Genomic DNA, 15,343 nt, shown 5'->3' with positions numbered 1-15,343 from the left:
GCCGTCGCCGTGTCTCAGCCCTTCCAGGCGCGCGTCACGCGGCCGTTCCTCACCTCGAAGTTCAGCCGGCCCGCTCGGTACTCCATGGTGATGATCGTCCCGGGTGCCAGCGCCCGCACCGTCGCCCAGCCGCGTTCGCGCGCGAGGTGCTCGGCCCGGTCGGCGGCGAGGCCGACATAGGCGTCCGGACTGTCGTGGGGCTCCGCGGAGGGTGCCGGAATGGGTGCCATACGGCCACGCTAAGCCCTGGCCCGTGAGCGGGGAAGCCCGCACCGGAAGCGGCGGCCACGGTACCTCCGCGGTCACACTTGTGTCACAGGATCACGACAGCCGTTCATGACGATGGCCTTCACCCGGATGGACCTTTCCGTCCCCCTTCCGCAGGTATTCGAACATAATTCCCGCGTGTCACACCACCGTCTCGATAAAGCCCGGCGGAAAGTGCCGGGGGACGTACTCCCGGGACCCGTTCATTCTCGGCGTCGTGCGGCACCCACGGAAGTCCGCGCTCACGAAAAGTACGCATTCTCGTCACACGATCCGCCACGCCCTCTGCCGGAAGACGCGCGGAGGCGAGCATCATGGCGTGGGCCCGGGGGTACATGTGGCGCGGGCCCGGTGCGCGACGAGCGAAGGGGCGAGCCATGGGGACGCAGACCGTGCCGGCGACGGAGCGGCCGACGCGCGGGGGGCGGCGCGGGAAGGTGGTGATCGACTGGCTGACCACCACCGACCACAAGAAGATCGGGCACCTCTACCTGATCACGTCGTTCGTGTTCTTCCTGATCGCCGGGGTGATGGCGCTGCTGATGCGCGCCGAGCTGTCCCGGCCCGGCCTGCAGATCATCGACAACCAGCAGTTCAACCAGCTGTTCACGATGCACGGCACGATCATGCTGCTGCTCTTCGCCACGCCCACCTTCGCCGGGTTCGCCAACGAACTGATGCCGCTGCAGATCGGCGCGCCCGACGTGGCGTTCCCCCGGCTGAACATGCTCTCGTACTGGCTGTTCCTCTTCGGCGGACTGATCGTGCTCGGGTCACTGGTGGTGACCGGGGGCCCGGCCGCCTACGGCTGGTTCGCCTACGCGCCGCTGAACAGCCTCCAGTACTCCCCCGGCATCGGCCCCGACCTGTGGATCATGGGACTCGCGCTGGCCGGGTTCGGCACGATCCTCGGCGCGGTCAACTTCATCACGACCATCATCGGGATGCGCGCCCCCGGGATGACCATGTTCCGGATGCCGCTGTTCACCTGGAACACGCTCTTCACGTCGATCCTGGTCCTGCTGGCGTTCCCGGTGCTCGCGGCGGCGCTGCTGGTGCTGGAGGCGGACCGGCGGTTCGGCTCCCAGGTCTTCGAGGCGGCCAACGGCGGGGCGCTCCTGTGGCAGCACCTGTTCTGGTTCTTCGGCCATCCCGAGGTCTACATCATCGCGCTGCCGTTCTTCGGCATCGTCACGGAGATCATCCCGGTCTTCAGCCGCAAGCCGCTGTTCGGCTATCTGACGCTGGTCGGCGCCACCATGGCCATCACCGGCCTGTCGGCCGTGGTGTGGGCGCACCACATGTTCGCCACGGGCGGGGTGCTGCTGCCGTTCTTCTCCTTCATGAGCTTCCTGATCGCGGTGCCCACGGGGGTGAAGTTCTTCAACTGGACCGGCACCATGATCAAGGGCTCGCTGTCCTTCGAGACACCGATGCTGTGGGCGACCGGGTTCCTGGTGTCCTTCCTCTTCGGCGGACTGACCGGGGTGCTGCTGGCGTCGCCGCCGCTGGACTTCCATGTGACGGACTCGTACTTCGTCGTCGCGCACTTCCACTACGTGGTCTTCGGGACCGTCGTCTTCGCGACCTTCGCCGGGTTCTTCTTCTGGTGGCCCAAGTTCACCGGGAAGATGCTCGACGAACGGCTCGGCAAGATCCAGTTCTGGACGCTGTTCATCGGCTTCCACACCACGTTCCTGGTCCAGCACTGGCTGGGCGCCGAGGGCATGCCGCGCCGCTACGCCGACTACCTGGCGGCGGACGGCTTCACCGCGCTCAACACCGTCTCGACCCTCGGCTCCTTCCTGCTCGGCCTGTCCACGCTGCCGTTCCTCTACAACCTGTGGAAGACGGCCAGGTACGGCGAGAAGGTGGAGGTCGACGACCCCTGGGGCTACGGGCGTTCCCTGGAGTGGGCGACGTCGTGTCCGCCACCGCGGCACAACTTCACGACGCTGCCCCGGATCCGTTCGGAGTCGCCGGCCTTCGATCTGCACCACCCGGAGTACGCGGCCGTGACCTCCCAGCCCGAGCCGACGAGCGAGCAAGCCGGTCATGGGCCCCGCTGACCGCGTCGATCGGCCCGGCAGGCTCCAGCACCTCGGACTCGAGGCCCAGCAGCATCACCCGCACCACCATGACGTCCCGGCCGTGCCGGTCCGGTGGCAGCCCCCGTGGGCACCGGCGATTTCCGGCCACCCGCTTCATTCCCTGATTTCCGGATTTGTCGACAGGACGCCGGACTCGCCTTCGGCCGCCACTTGACTCAACAGACCTGAATCCACCGCCAGTTGACGATAAGTGCGGGATTCCGCCCGCACCGTGACCGCGCGCGCCGGATGGTTCGATTCGGTTCGCCCTGGGGCGTGACTCCCGCCACAGATCGCCCGTTGTCTTCTTCATGAGCCGGGGACCCGCCCGGACCACGGGCCGGGAGCCACCCGGCCTCGCCACGCACGCATCCTGAGGGAGCCACCCGTGCCGCGCATGCTCGACGTCAGCGACGAGGTACGCGCCGAGATCGGCGACGAAGAAGCAGCCCGCCTGCTCGCCGGAGGATCCGCCCCGGTCAGTTACGACTGCACCTCCTGCCGCACCCAGGGCGACCCCGGGCAGGAGCGCACCAGCACCGTCCTGTTCATCGGGGAAGAGACCGCCGTACTCGCCTTCGCCCACGCCACCTGCCTGCCCTCGCAGGTCGTCCAGGTCACCGAGGAACAGCTCCAGGGCGCCGTACGGGCCATCGGCGACCACACCCCGGAGCCGGAGGCCGCCCAGGTCACCCCCGAACAGGCCGTGCTGGGGGTGACCAGCGGGCTGGCCCTGATCGCCGGGGAACTGCATCCGGCCCTGGTCGTCGAGCCGACCGCGCCGGTCGCCCGGCCCGGTTCGTCCGGGGCCGGCGACGACTTCCTGCCGTTGCTCATCGAGCAGGGCTTCATGCCGCTGACCGAGCTGTCGGCCGTACCGCCGGTGCTGCACGGCTGGTCGGTGCTGCTCGCCGCGGGCCAGCTGCACGCCGTGCTCCAGCCGAACCCGAACGGCGGCCGCCCGGTGGCCTGGTGGCAGGCCCACCAGCCGCTCCAGGTCACCGACGGCTGGCGGGCGGCCGCCAACAAGCACCAGCAGGTGCTGCTGTTCGCGGCCCCGGTCGGCTCGATCGGCCGTCAGCCGCGCGAGGACCTGCTGCGCGACGCACTGGACAAGGCGGCGGCGAACGGCAAGCTGGTCGCCGCCGCGCTGCCGCTCGCGGGCATCTGACCGTCCCACCCGGACACCGCCGGGCGCCGTCGGGAACCCGCCACGGCGCAACCGGCGAAAGCCCCAAAAAGGCCGCATCTCTTGTGGAGCGGGGTCGTTTGGACATACGTGCACGCATACGACGTTCCCCGCCGCCAGTCCCTCGCCTCGGTCCCCGCCCCCGTGCGCCCGGCGCAGGACTCCCGGAGCGGCCACTCGGCCACGCCGATCTACGACGCCCTCTACACCGAGTACGTCAAGTCCTTCCGTTCGCTGCCGGGCGACCGCAGCGGCGAGGAGGACATGGGCTTCACCGCCTTCGGGAACATCCCGCACAGCAGTACGGGCTCGTACGGCGGCCACAGCCCCGGCTCCTTCGGCGCCTCCCTGGTGAGCGGCGCGTACGGCGCCGGGCCGGGCGCCTCCCAGGCCGACGGCGGGCCGCCGCAGTGGCAGCGGGTCGGCACGGTCGGCCGGAACGCCTCCGGGATGCACCACGTGCCGGCCGGGCTGCCGCCGGCCCCGCGCAGAGGCGCCTGACCGGAGCACGGTGAAGGGGCGGTCCCGGTCGGGACCGCCCCTTCACCGTGCCGCTCGTCGGCTACTTCTTCCTGCCGCGCTTCTCGCGCACCCGCACGGAGATGTGGATCGGGGTGCCCTCGAAGCCGAACTCCTCGCGCAGCCGGCGCTCGATGAACCGCCGGTACCCGGCCTCGATGAAGCCGGAGGCGAACAGCACGAACCGCGGCGGCTTGGTGCCCGCCTGGGTGCCGAACAGGATCCGCGGCTGCTTGCCGCCCCGCACCGGGTGCGGGTGGGCGGCGACCAGTTCACCCAGGAACGCGTTCAGCCTGCCCGTCGGGACCCGGGTCTCCCAGCCCGCCAGCGCCGCCTCGATGGCCGGGACCAGCTTCTCCATGTGCCGTCCGGTGCGCGCCGAGACGTTCACCCGCGGCGCCCACGCGACCTGGCCGAGCTCGGTCTCGATCTCCCGCTCCAGGTAGTAGCGGCGCTCCTCGTCGAGGGTGTCCCACTTGTTGTACGCGAGGACGAGCGCGCGGCCCGCCTCCACGGCCATGGTGACGATGCGCTGGTCCTGCACCGAGATGGACTCGGACCCGTCGATCAGGACGACGGCCACCTCGGCCTTCTCCACGGCGGCCGCCGTGCGCAGCGAGGCGTAGTAGTCGGCGCCCTGCTGGAGGTGGACGCGCTTGCGGATGCCCGCCGTGTCGACGAACTTCCAGGTCTTGCCGCCCAGTTCGATCAACTCGTCGACCGGGTCACGGGTGGTGCCGGCGATCTCGTTGACGACCACACGCTCCTCACCCGCGACCTTGTTCAGCAGCGAGGACTTGCCGACGTTCGGACGGCCGATCAGGGCGACCCGGCGGGGGCCGCCGACCGCGGTGCCGAAGGTCTGCGCCGGCGCCTCGGGCAGCGCCTCCAGAACCTGGTCCAGCATGTCGCCGGTGCCGCGGCCGTGCAGGGCGGAGACCGGGTGCGGCTCGCCGAGGCCCAGGGCCCACAGATAGGACGCGTCGGCCTCGCCGCTCTGGCCGTCCACCTTGTTGGCGCAGAGCACGACCGGCTTGCCGGCCTTGCGCAGCAGCCGGACCACGGCCTCGTCGGTGTCGGTGGCGCCGACCTTGGCGTCCACGACGAAGACGACGGCGTCGGCGGCCTCGATGGCGTACTCCGCCTGGGCGGCGACGGAGGCGTCGATGCCGAGGACGTCCTGCTCCCAGCCGCCGGTGTCGACGACCTTGAAGCGGCGGCCCGCCCACTCGGCCTCGTAGGTGACCCGGTCGCGGGTGACGCCCGGCTTGTCCTCGACGACCGCCTCACGACGGCCGATGATGCGGTTCACCAGGGTCGACTTGCCGACATTGGGCCGGCCGACGACGGCGAGCACGGGCAGCGGACCGTGGCCCGCTGCCTCGATCGCGCCCTCGACGTCCTCGGGGTCGAAGCCCTCCTCCGCGGCGAGCTCCATGAACTCCGCGAACTCGGCATCGCCCAGCGACCCGTGATCGTGCTCGTGCGCACCCTCGTACGCCTCCGAGCCGTCGGGCTGGATGTGGTCGTTCATGAAGTCCGTACCTCGTCGTTCATCGTGGTGATCGGTGGAACCCCGCACACGACGGGTGATCCACTACTCAAGTGTCGCAGGGTCTGCCACGGGAACCCGTGGCAGACCCTAGCGCCCGGTGAGGCGCCTGGCGTTCTCCAGATGAGCGGTGAGCTGCTTCTGGATGCGTTCGGTCGCCTCGTCCAGCGCCCTGCGCGTACGTCTCCCGCTGCCGTCACCCGCGTCGAAGGGGTCGCCGAAGACGACGTCGACGCGGGAGCGCAGCGGGGGCAGTGCCTTGACCAATCGTCCGGGGCGGTCGGAACTTCCCAGGACGGCGACGGGCACGATCGGCGCGCCGCCGCGTACGGCGAAGTACGCGAGCCCCGCGCGGATCGCGGCGAAGTCGCCCTCGCCGCGAGTGCCCTCGGGAAAGATACCGAGTACCCCGCCCTGCTCCAGCACGCCGAGCGCCCTGGAGATCGCCGTGCGGTCGGTGCTGTGCCGGTCGACCTTCAGCTGCCCGATGCCGGTCAGGAAGGGGTCGAGCGGCCCGATGAACGCCTCCTTCTTGATCAGGAAGTGCGTGGGCCGGGGTGCCACGCCCATGACCATGGGGCCGTCCACGTTGTGCGAGTGGTTCACGGCGAAGATCAGCGGACCGGCCGCCGGTACCCGCCAGGCGCCCAGCACCCGGGGCTTGAACAGCCCGTACATCAGACCGACGCCGATACGCCGCCCGACCTCGGCGCTCCGCGCCGACGGGACGCCGGTCACTTCCCCGCCCGCTTCTCCTCGACGAGGGTGACGACACACTCGATGACCTGCTGAAGGGTCAGCTCGGTGGTGTCCACCTCGACCGCGTCGCCGGCCTTGGCCAGCGGCGAGGTCTTGCGGCCGGCGTCGGCCGCGTCCCGCTTGATCAGGGCCTCGCGGGTGGTGTCCAGGTCCGCGCCCCTGAGCTCGCCGCTGCGGCGGGCGGCCCGGGCCTCCGCGGAGGCGGTGAGGAAGATCTTCAGGTCGGCGTCCGGCAGCACGGTGGTGCCGATGTCACGGCCCTCGACGACGATGCCGGTGACGGCCGCGGAGGCGATCACGCGCTGCAGCTCGGTGATCCGGGCGCGCACCTCGGGGACCGCGCTGACCGCGCTGACCCTGGAGGTGACGTCCTGCTCACGGATCGGGCCGGCCACGTCCACGCCGTCGACGGTGATGGTGGGACCCTCGGGATCGGTGCCGGAGACGATCTCCGGCTTGCCCGCGACGGCGGCGACCGCGGACGGGTCCTCTATGTCGATGCCGTGGTTCACCATCCACCAGGTGATCGCCCGGTACTGGGCGCCGGTGTCCAGGTAGTTCAGGCCGAGCTGCGCCGCCACGGCCTTCGACGTGCTCGACTTGCCCGTGCCGGAGGGACCGTCGATGGCAACAATCACGGGCTTGGCGGCGCCGTTATCCACGGAGGAACACCTTCCTGGTGCGGTGGAGTGGGGTGTACGGGGCGCACACACGCCCCGCACCAGATTACCGGCCCCCCGGAACCCTTCCGACAAGCGGACGATCCGGCCCCTGGGGGACGGGCCGGAAGCCGTCGCCGGAGGGCGGGTGCGGGTCTCGACGGGGGAGTGGCCCGGAGATCACCTCCGTCGCGGGTGCCGGCGCGCGGTCGCGGGTCGCCGCCGCGCGGTCCCGGACGGTCCCCGCCGCAAGGCCCCCGTGGCCGCGGCGGGGCCCCGGGCCCCGTCACTGCCGGATCGACCAGCCCCGTTCGCGCAGCCCCGCGGTGAGGACCGGGGCCGCCTTGGGTTCCACCATGAGCTGCACCAGACCGGCCTGCTGTCCGGTGGCGTGCTCGATACGGACGTCCTCGATGTTGACCCCCACGCCGCCCGCGTCGGCGAAGATGCGGGCCAGCTGGCCGGGCTGGTCGTCGATGAGGACCGCCACGGTCTCGTAGACGCGCGGCGCGGAACCGTGCTTGCCGGGGACCCGGACCTGCCCGGCGTTGCCGCGGCGCAGCATGTCCTCGATGCCGGTACCGCCCTCGCGGCGCTTGCCCTCGTCGGAGGACTGCAGCGCGCGCAGCGCCCGTACGGTCTCCTCCAGGTCACCGGCGACGTCCGCGAGCAGGTCGGCGACCGGTCCGGGGTTGGCGGACAGGATGTCGATCCACATCCGGGGGTCGGAGGCGGCGATCCGGGTCACGTCCCGGATGCCCTGCCCGCACAGCCGTACGGCGGCCTCCTCGGCGTGCTCCAGGCGCGCGGCGACCATGCTGGAGACCAGGTGCGGCATGTGGGAGACGAGGGCCACGGCACGGTCGTGGGCGTCGGCGTCCATGACGACGGGCACGGCCCTGCAGTGGGAGACCAGCTCCAGGGCGAGGTTCAGCACCTCGGTGTCGGTGTCCCGGGTGGGGGTGAGCACCCAGGGACGGCCCTCGAAGAGGTCGCCGGTGGCGGCCAGCGGGCCGGACTTCTCCCGCCCGGACATGGGATGGGTGCCGATGTAGGGCGACAGGTCGAGACCGCGCGCCTCGAGCTCGCGCCGGGGTCCGCCCTTGACGCTGGCCACGTCGATGTATCCGCGGGCGGCACCGCGACGCATGACGTCGGCGAGCACGCCGGCCACATGGGCGGGCGGGGCGGCGACGATCGCCAGGTCCACCGGCCCGTCGGGCACCTCCTCCGTGCCGGCACCGAGCGCGGCGGCCGTACGGGCCTGCTCCGGGTCGTGGTCGGCGAGGTGGACGGCGACGCCGCGCTGGGAGAGGGCGATCGCGGCGGATGTGCCGATGAGTCCGGTGCCGATGACCAGGGCTGTTCTCACTGGGCGATGTCCTTGCGCAGGGCGGCCGCGGCACCGAGGTACACGTGCGCGATGTCGGCGCGGGGCCGCTCGGACTCGATGTGCGCGAGGATCCGGACCACCCGGGGCATCGCGCCCTCGACGTCGAGTTCCTGCGCGCAGATCAGGGGGACGTCGACGATGCCGAGCTTGCGGGCGGCGGCGGCCGGGAAGTCGCAGCGCAGATCGGGCGTGGCCGTGAACCAGATACTGATGACGTCGTCGGGGTGCAGGCCGTTGCGCTCCAGTACGGCGGTGAGCAGCTCGCCGACCCGCTCCCCCATGTGACCGGACTCGTCCCGTTCCAACTGGACGGCCCCCCGGACCGCGCGTACCGCCACGACGATGCTCCTTGCTGACGTGCGTGTCTGCCGTTCGGTCATCCAGCGTAGTCAGGCCCGGGCGGGAGCGGCGCCGGGCGCTCGCCCGCTGAGACGGGACGGTACGCACGATCGATGGCACTGCGTCGCGAATCACCTCGTCTGCGGCGCTTTCGGTGTCAGGATGGCGGCACTGTGTCATCGCCGCTTTCCCCCACTTCCCGGAGTGACGACATGTCCCCTCACGCGACGCGCCGTACGGTCCTGCTGACGACGGGCGCGGTGGCCCTGACCGCGGGATGCGGCTCGGACGGCGGTGACGGGGGCGGCTCGGGCACGGGCACTCCCGGGCAGGAGCTGGCCGCCACCTCCGACGTCCCCGTGGGCGGGGGTACGGTCTTCAAGGACGAGAAGATCGTGGTCACCCAGCCCGAGGAAGGCGACTTCAAGGCCTTCTCGGCGATCTGCACCCACCAGAACTGCCTGGTGGCCGATGTCGCGGACGGCACCGTCAACTGCTCCTGTCACGGCAGCCGGTTCAGGATCACCGACGGCTCGGTGGAGCGGGGCCCGGCCACCGGGCCGCTGCCCGCGAAGCGGATCACCGTGGAGGGAAATTCGATCCGCCTGGCGTGAGCCGCCGCGTACGCTCCCCTGGCATGCGCCCCGAGACCCTGGTCAGCGACCACACGATCTACGCCTGTGTCATGGGCTCCCGTGCCTTCGGTCTGGCGACGGAGGGCAGCGACACCGACCGCCGGGGCGTCTTCCTCGCGCCCACTCCCCTGTTCTGGCGCTTCGAGAAGCCGCCGACGCATGTCGAAGGGCCGGCCGAGGAGCAGTTCAGCTGGGAGCTGGAACGCTTCTGCCAGCTGGCCCTGCGCGCCAATCCCAACATCCTGGAGTGCCTGCACTCCCCGCTGGTGGAGTACGCCGACGCCACCGGCCGCGAGCTGCTGTCCCTGCGCGGGGCGTTCCTCTCCCGCAGGGTCCACGAGACGTTCACCCGTTACGCCCACGGCCAGCGCCGCAAGCTGGACGCCGACATCCGCACCCACGGCGCCCCGCGCTGGAAACACGCGATGCACCTGCTCCGCCTGCTGATCACCGCCCGGGACCTGCTGCGCACCGGGACCCTCACCATCGACGTGGGCGAGGAACGCGAGCCGCTGCTCGCGGTGAGGCGCGGGGAGGTGCCGTGGCCCGAGGTCGAGGCCCGCATGACCCGCCTGGCCGACGAGGCCACGGAAGCCGCCCACCGCGGCCCCCTGCCCGAGGAGCCCGACCTGGGCCGGATCGAGGACTTCCTGATCCGTGCCCGCCGCGCCTCAGCCCTGCAGACGGATCCGTACGACGAGGTCGTGCAGGGCGTCGTACGCGGTGGGGGCGCCGGGCAGGACTGACGCCGCCTGCGCCTCGTCGAGCACGCCGTGCAGCCGCTCCACGTCGGCGCGCACACGGGCACGGTCGACGCCGGCGTCCCCGTGCTCGCGCTCCGCCTTGGCGGCGATCAGCTCCGGAAGGTACCCGGGAGCGCCGTCGGTCCGTCCGGCGAGCGTCGGCAGATGGGGATGCACCTCGCCCGAGCGCATCAGGTGGATGCCCGTGAGCAGCACCCGGAAGGTGTAGAGCAGCGGTTTCAGCTCACCGGTCTTCTCGAACAGCCGCCACTGGGTCCGCGCGAACCCCCGGTAGTGGTGGGCGTGGTGGGCGGTGAGCACCCGGGGCGCGAGCGCGACCAGCTCCCGGTGCGCCTCGGTGCTGTGCACGACCAGCGGGGACAGCAGCTGCTCCAGCACATAACCGTTGTGCCGCAGCGTCAGGCGGACGAACTTGCGCAGGTCGTGCGTGACCAGGTCCATCTCCACGCCGTCCCGGACCCACATCCGGGACCGGGTCTCCTCCGGCTCGCGCAGCCCGACGAGATCGGCGGCCGGCAGCAGGTGCGCGCCCCGCAGGTCCACGTCGGAGTCGCGGGACGGGAAGCCGTACAGGTGCGCTCCGGAGACGGTGGCGAACAGCACCGGGGCGGGCTGTTCGGCGATCACCGGGCGCAGGTCGAGGTCCAGGGTGTCGGTCACCGCTCAAGCGTCCCAGAGTGTTCCCAGCGCCAGCAGGCCGTCCCGGTACTCGATGCGGTCCGCCCACTCGGCCGGCCAGGCGTCCGCGCCCAGGTGGGCGCCGGCGAAGGCGCCCGTGAGGCAGGCGATGGAGTCGGAGTCGCCCGCGGTGCAGGCGGCGCGGCGCAGGGCGGTGAGGGGTTCGTCGACGAAGAGGAGGAGGAAGCAGAGCAGGCCGGTCGCCAGGGCCTCCTCGGCGATCCAGCCCTCTCCGGTGGCCAGGCACGGGTCGGTCTCCGGGGAGACGGTCCGCACGGCGTCCTGGAGGCGCCCGAGGATCTCCAGGCACTCGTCCCAGCCGCGGGCGATGAAGTGCTCGGGGGTGGGGTCCTGGGCGCGGGTCCACAGGTCGCCGAGCCAGAACTCGTGGTAGCGGGTGCGGTTGTCGTAGGCATAGGAACGCAGCAGTCCGATCAGGCCGGTCGGCTCGGCGCCCTCGGCGAGCAGCCGTACGGCATGGGCGGTGAGGTCGGAGGCGGCCAGGGCGGTGGGGTGCCCGTGGGTGAGGGCGGACTGCAACTGGGCGGCGCCCGCGCGCTGTTCGTCGGTCAGGCCGGAGGCCAGGCCTATCGGCGCGACGCGCATGTTGGCGCCGCAGCCCTTGGAGCCGGTCTGACTGGCGTCCTGCCAGCGCCGGTCCTCGCGCGACAGCAGGTGGCAGGCCTTGAGGCAGGTGTTGCCCGGCGCGCGGTTGTTCTCGGGCGAACGCCACCACTCCACGAACTCCTCACGCACCGGCCGCTCCAGCCGCTTCGGGGTGAGCGGTCCCCGATCCATGGCCGTGCGCAGTCCCCGGCCGAGCGCGAGCGTCATCTGGGTGTCGTCGGTGACGATCGCCGGCCTGGGCAGGTCCATCCCCCGCCAGGGGCCGAACTTGGCGAGGATCGACGGGACGTCGTTGAACTCGGTGGGGAAGCCCAGCGCGTCCCCGAGGGCGAGTCCGGTGAGCGCTCCTGTCGCGGCGCGCTTGGTGGGGGTGGTCGTGGTCATGCGGGGCGTCCTTCCGGGGTCGGCCGGAGCAGCGGCGGGTGGAGGGTGGCGGCGGTGCCCGCGCGGTAGAGGGCGGCGGGTTTGCCCCGGCCGCCGGTGAGACGGGACGCGCCGGGGACGGCGTCGACGAAGCCCGGGGTGGCGAGGACCTTGCGCCGGAAGTTGGGCCGGTCGAGGGTGGTGCCCCACACGGTCTCGTAGACCTGCTGAAGCTCCCCGAGGGTGAACTCGGGCGGGCAGAAGGCGGTGGCGAGGCAGGTGTACTCGAGCTTGGCTCCGACCCGGTCCCGCGCGTCGGCGAGGATCCGGTCGTGGTCGAAGGCGAGGCCCCGCGCGGCGTCGTACGGTGTCCAGCGGGCCTGTGCCGCGTCGCCCCCGCCGCGCGCCTCCGGGGCGTCGGGAAGAAGGGCGGCGAAGGCGACGGAGACGACCCGCATCCGGGGATCGCGTCCGGGTTCGCTGTAGGTCCGCAGCTGCTCCAGATGCAGCCCGGACACGTCCGCCAGCCCGGTCTCCTCGCCCAGTTCACGCCGGGCGGCGCGCTCCGCGGACTCGTCCGGGAGGACGAAGCCTCCGGGCAGGGCCCACTGCCCGGCGAAGGGCTCCTGTCCGCGCTCGACGAGCAGCACCTGCAGCGCGTCCGCGCGGAGGGTGAGGACGGCGAGGTCGACGGTGACGGCGAACGGCTCGAAGGCGTACTTGTCGTAGCCGTCCATGACCTGCACCCCCTTTAATAGTCGGTGTGACTATTAAAGGGGGTGCGGGTGCGGCGCACAAGCCCTTTAGAGCTCGACCTCCTGCATCAGCATCCCGACCTCGGTGTTCGACAGCCGCCGCAGCCAGCCCGACTTCTGGTCGCCCAGGGTGATCGGCCCGAACGCGGTGCGCACCAGCTTGTCGACCGGGAAGCCGGCCTCCGCGAGCATGCGGCGCACGATGTGCTTGCGGCCCTCGTGCAGCGTCACCTCGACCAGGTAGTTCTTTCCGGTCTGCTCCACGACGCGGAAGTGGTCCGCGCGCGCGTAACCGTCCTCGAGCTGGATGCCGTCCTTCAGTCGCTTGCCCAGGTCGCGCGGGATCGGGCCGACGATGTGCGCGAGGTAGGTCTTCTTCACGCCGTACCGGGGGTGGGTCAGCCGGTGCGCCAGCTCGCCGTGGTTGGTGAGCAGGATGACGCCCTCGGTCTCCGTGTCCAGCCGGCCCACGTGGAAGAGACGCGTCTCACGGTTGGTGACGTAGTCACCGAGGCACTGCCGGCCCTCCGGGTCCTCCATGGTGGACACGACACCGGCGGGCTTGTTCAGCGAGAAGAACTGGTACGACTGCGTGGCGACGGTCAGGCCGTCGACCTTGACCTCGTCCTTCTCCGGGTCGACCCGGCGGCCCTGCTCGAGCACGATCTCGCCGTTGATCTCGACCCGCGCCTGCTCGATCAGCTCCTCGCAGGCGCGCCGGGAACCGTAGCCGGCGCGCGCCAGCACCTTCTGCAGCCGCTCGCCCTCCTGCTCGGCGCCGGGGAAGGTCTTCGGGAGCTTCACGTCCTTCTTGCCCGCGTACCGCTCCCGGTTGCGCTCCTCGGCCCGTGCCTCGTACTCGCGGGACGTGGCCGGGACCGAGCGCCCCCGCTGCAGGGGCCTCTTCGGCCCGCCCTTGGCGCCTCCGCGGGCCGCGGGCCCGCGGCCCGACTTGGGACCCTCCTGGGTGGCGCCGGGGCCCACGTCGTAGCGCCGCTCCTCCGGGCGCGGCTTCTTCGGACGACCGCCCTGCCGGTCGTCGCGGTCGTTGCCGGCACCGCGGTGACTGCCGCGGCCACCGCCGTTCCCGCCGCGGCCGCCGCTGTTGCCACCACGGCTCCCGCCGTTGTTTCCGCTGCTGTTCCTGCCGCTGCTGCTTCGCATCACAGTTCCGTCTTGTCGTCTGCGTCCCCGGAATCCGGGGCGTCCGGATCGAACGACGGGACCCCTTCCAGTGTCTCGGCCTCGATCGCCTCCGCCTCGGGGAGGAAGGGCGCGAGTTCCGGGAGCTCGTCCAGACCGCGCAGGCCCATCCGCTCCAGGAAGTAGTTCGTCGTCGTGTACAGGATCGCACCTGTTTCGGGTTCCGTGCCCGCCTCCTCGATCAGACCGCGCTGGAGGAGGGTGCGCATCACACCGTCGCAGTTGACTCCGCGCACGGCGGAGACGCGGCCGCGGCTGACCGGCTGCCGGTAGGCGACCACCGCCAGGGTCTCCAGGGCGGCCTGGGTGAGCCGGGCCTGCTGGCCGTCCAGCACGAAGCGTTCGACGGCGGCGGCGTACTCGGGGCGGGTGTAGAAGCGCCAGCCGCCCGCGACGAGCCGCAGCTCGAAGCCGCGGCCCTCGGCGGTGTACTCGTCGGCCAGCCGGCGCAGCGCGTCCGCGACCTGCCGTCCGGGCCGCTCCAGGATCTTCGCCAGGTGCTCCTCGGTCGCGGGCTCGTCCACGACCATGAGGACCGCCTCCAGGGCGGGCCCGAGGTCGAGGTCCGCGACGGACCGCGGCCCGGCGGGGGTCCCCGTCGTCTCCTCGCTCACGGCTTCCTCTCCTCCTGCGGCTGCTCGGGGGGCCGGTCGAACTCGTCGGTGACCGTCGGTTCCGCGTCCCCGTCCCCGCCGGTCCAGCGCACGGTCAGCTCGCCGAGCGCGGTCTCCTGGTCCAGGGCGACGGCCTTCTCCCGGTACAGCTCCAGCAGGGCGAGGAACCGGGCCACGACGGTCAGGGTGTCGTCCGTGTCCTCGACGAGCGACCGGAAGCTCGCCTCGCCGAGCTCCTTGAGCCGCGCGACGACGATCCCGGCCTGCTCCTGCACGCTGACCAGTGGCGCGTGGATGTGGTCGACATACACCTGGGGTCTGGGTCTGGGCTGCATCGCCTTGACCGCGAGCCTGGCGAAGCCCTCGGCGCCGATGCTGATGACGACCTCGGGCAGCAGCTCCGCGTGGTGCGGTTCCAGTCCGACGGTACGGGGATGGCGCCGGGCCTCCTCGTCGAGCCGCCGGTCGAAGATGTCGGCGATCCGCTTGTACGCGCGGTACTGCAGCAGCCGGGCGAACAGCAGGTCACGGGCCTCCAGCAGGGCGAGGTCCGCCTCGTCCTCCACCTCGGCGGTGGGCAGCAGGCGGGCCGCCTTGAGGTCGAGCAGCGTGGCCGCGACGACCAGGAACTCGGTCGTCTCGTCGAGGTCCCAGTCGGACCCCATGGCCCTGATGTACGCCATGAACTCGTCGGTCACCCTGGACAGGGCGACCTCGGTGACGTCCAGCCTGTGCTTCCCGATCAGCTGAAGCAGCAGGTCGAAGGGTCCTTCGAAGTTCGCCAGCCGGACCTTGAACCGCCCGTCCCCCTCCTCCGCACCGGCCCCGCCCGCACCGGCCGGGACCCGCGTCCCCTCCGGCACCGACCCCACCACGACGGCCCCCGGCCCCGCCTCCAGGGCCCCGGGCCCCGTCAGCACTCCCGCGGTGCCCCCGG

At 71.6% G+C, this 15,343-nt stretch carries 17 protein-coding genes; 5 read left to right on the top strand and 12 right to left on the bottom strand.

Translation table 11 applies throughout. The features are described 5' to 3' along the window. Window positions 1-14: 14 nt before the first annotated feature. Window positions 15-230: an I78 family peptidase inhibitor gene (locus B9S61_RS28935; protein ID WP_103544881.1), complete on the bottom strand. Its 216-nt coding sequence runs from the start codon at window positions 228-230 to the stop codon at window positions 15-17. 414 nt (window positions 231-644) lie between these two features. On the opposite strand from B9S61_RS28935, the gene ctaD reads away from it, so the two are divergent. The 3 genes from ctaD (at window position 645) to B9S61_RS28920 (ending at window position 4,047) form a co-directional block, all read left to right on the top strand. Next, the gene (ctaD, locus tag B9S61_RS28930; protein ID WP_103544880.1) at window positions 645-2,336 is read left to right on the top strand and encodes a cytochrome c oxidase subunit I; all 1,692 of its coding nucleotides are present in this window, start codon (window positions 645-647) and stop codon (window positions 2,334-2,336) included. Window positions 2,337-2,745: 409 nt separating this feature from the next. Then, a complete protein-coding gene (locus tag B9S61_RS28925; protein ID WP_103544879.1) occupies window positions 2,746-3,528 on the top strand; it encodes a hypothetical protein in 783 nt (260 codons plus the stop codon). Between the two features lie 108 nt (window positions 3,529-3,636). Next, a complete protein-coding gene (locus tag B9S61_RS28920) occupies window positions 3,637-4,047 on the top strand; it encodes a hypothetical protein (RefSeq protein ID WP_103544878.1) in 411 nt (136 codons plus the stop codon). Window positions 4,048-4,108: 61 nt separating this feature from the next. On the opposite strand, the gene der is transcribed toward B9S61_RS28920, so the two are convergent. The 5 genes from der to aroH all read right to left on the bottom strand — a co-directional run bounded on the left by der (window position 4,109) and on the right by aroH (window position 8,766). Further along, entirely contained in the window at window positions 4,109-5,599 is a 1,491-nt protein-coding gene (gene der / locus B9S61_RS28915) for a ribosome biogenesis GTPase Der (RefSeq protein ID WP_103544877.1), read from the bottom strand. A 108-nt stretch (window positions 5,600-5,707) separates the two neighbouring features. After that, entirely contained in the window at window positions 5,708-6,355 is a 648-nt protein-coding gene (locus B9S61_RS28910) for a 1-acyl-sn-glycerol-3-phosphate acyltransferase (RefSeq protein ID WP_103544876.1), read from the bottom strand. After that, complete coding sequence (gene cmk, locus B9S61_RS28905; RefSeq protein WP_103544875.1) at window positions 6,352-7,038, bottom strand: (d)CMP kinase; 687 nt, start codon at window positions 7,036-7,038, stop codon at window positions 6,352-6,354. The genes B9S61_RS28910 and cmk overlap by 4 nt, the downstream gene beginning before the upstream one ends. Window positions 7,039-7,321: 283 nt before the next feature. Continuing rightward, a complete protein-coding gene (locus B9S61_RS28900) occupies window positions 7,322-8,407 on the bottom strand; it encodes a prephenate dehydrogenase (RefSeq protein WP_103544874.1) in 1,086 nt (361 codons plus the stop codon). Then, entirely contained in the window at window positions 8,404-8,766 is a 363-nt protein-coding gene (aroH, locus tag B9S61_RS28895) for a chorismate mutase (RefSeq protein WP_103544873.1), read from the bottom strand. Before aroH ends, B9S61_RS28900 begins: the two co-directional genes overlap by 4 nt. Before the next feature lie 213 nt (window positions 8,767-8,979). On the opposite strand from aroH, the gene B9S61_RS28890 reads away from it, so the two are divergent. Both B9S61_RS28890 and B9S61_RS28885 read left to right on the top strand, forming a co-directional pair. Beyond that, the gene (locus tag B9S61_RS28890; RefSeq protein ID WP_103544872.1) at window positions 8,980-9,381 is read left to right on the top strand and encodes a Rieske (2Fe-2S) protein; all 402 of its coding nucleotides are present in this window, start codon (window positions 8,980-8,982) and stop codon (window positions 9,379-9,381) included. A 23-nt stretch (window positions 9,382-9,404) separates the two neighbouring features. Beyond that, complete coding sequence (locus B9S61_RS28885) at window positions 9,405-10,148, top strand: DNA polymerase beta superfamily protein (RefSeq protein ID WP_103544871.1); 744 nt, start codon at window positions 9,405-9,407, stop codon at window positions 10,146-10,148. Here the strand turns inward: B9S61_RS28885 and B9S61_RS28880 are convergent. From B9S61_RS28880 to B9S61_RS28855, 6 genes are all read right to left on the bottom strand, one after another. Beyond that, entirely contained in the window at window positions 10,074-10,826 is a 753-nt protein-coding gene (locus tag B9S61_RS28880) for a DNA polymerase beta superfamily protein (RefSeq protein WP_103544870.1), read from the bottom strand. The genes B9S61_RS28885 and B9S61_RS28880 overlap by 75 nt on opposite strands. A 3-nt stretch (window positions 10,827-10,829) precedes the next feature. Then, the gene (locus B9S61_RS28875; RefSeq protein ID WP_103544869.1) at window positions 10,830-11,855 is read right to left on the bottom strand and encodes an ADP-ribosylglycohydrolase family protein; all 1,026 of its coding nucleotides are present in this window, start codon (window positions 11,853-11,855) and stop codon (window positions 10,830-10,832) included. Beyond that, window positions 11,852-12,571, bottom strand: coding sequence for an NUDIX domain-containing protein (locus tag B9S61_RS28870; protein WP_103544868.1), 720 nt, complete (start codon window positions 12,569-12,571; stop codon window positions 11,852-11,854). Before B9S61_RS28870 ends, B9S61_RS28875 begins: the two co-directional genes overlap by 4 nt. Window positions 12,572-12,637: 66 nt before the next feature. Next, the gene (locus tag B9S61_RS28865) at window positions 12,638-13,753 is read right to left on the bottom strand and encodes a pseudouridine synthase (protein WP_103544867.1); all 1,116 of its coding nucleotides are present in this window, start codon (window positions 13,751-13,753) and stop codon (window positions 12,638-12,640) included. Beyond that, a complete protein-coding gene (scpB, locus tag B9S61_RS28860; protein WP_103544866.1) occupies window positions 13,753-14,406 on the bottom strand; it encodes an SMC-Scp complex subunit ScpB in 654 nt (217 codons plus the stop codon). The genes B9S61_RS28865 and scpB overlap by 1 nt, the downstream gene beginning before the upstream one ends. Further along, window positions 14,403-15,326: a segregation and condensation protein A gene (locus B9S61_RS28855; RefSeq protein ID WP_374936256.1), complete on the bottom strand. Its 924-nt coding sequence runs from the start codon at window positions 15,324-15,326 to the stop codon at window positions 14,403-14,405. The genes scpB and B9S61_RS28855 overlap by 4 nt, the downstream gene beginning before the upstream one ends. Between the last annotated feature and the right edge of the window lie 17 nt (window positions 15,327-15,343).

The organism is Streptomyces sp. SM1, from assembly GCF_002910825.1.
Taxonomy (GTDB): domain Bacteria; phylum Actinomycetota; class Actinomycetes; order Streptomycetales; family Streptomycetaceae; genus Streptomyces; species Streptomyces okerensis.
This window is presented reverse-complemented; position numbering and strand designations above follow the sequence as displayed.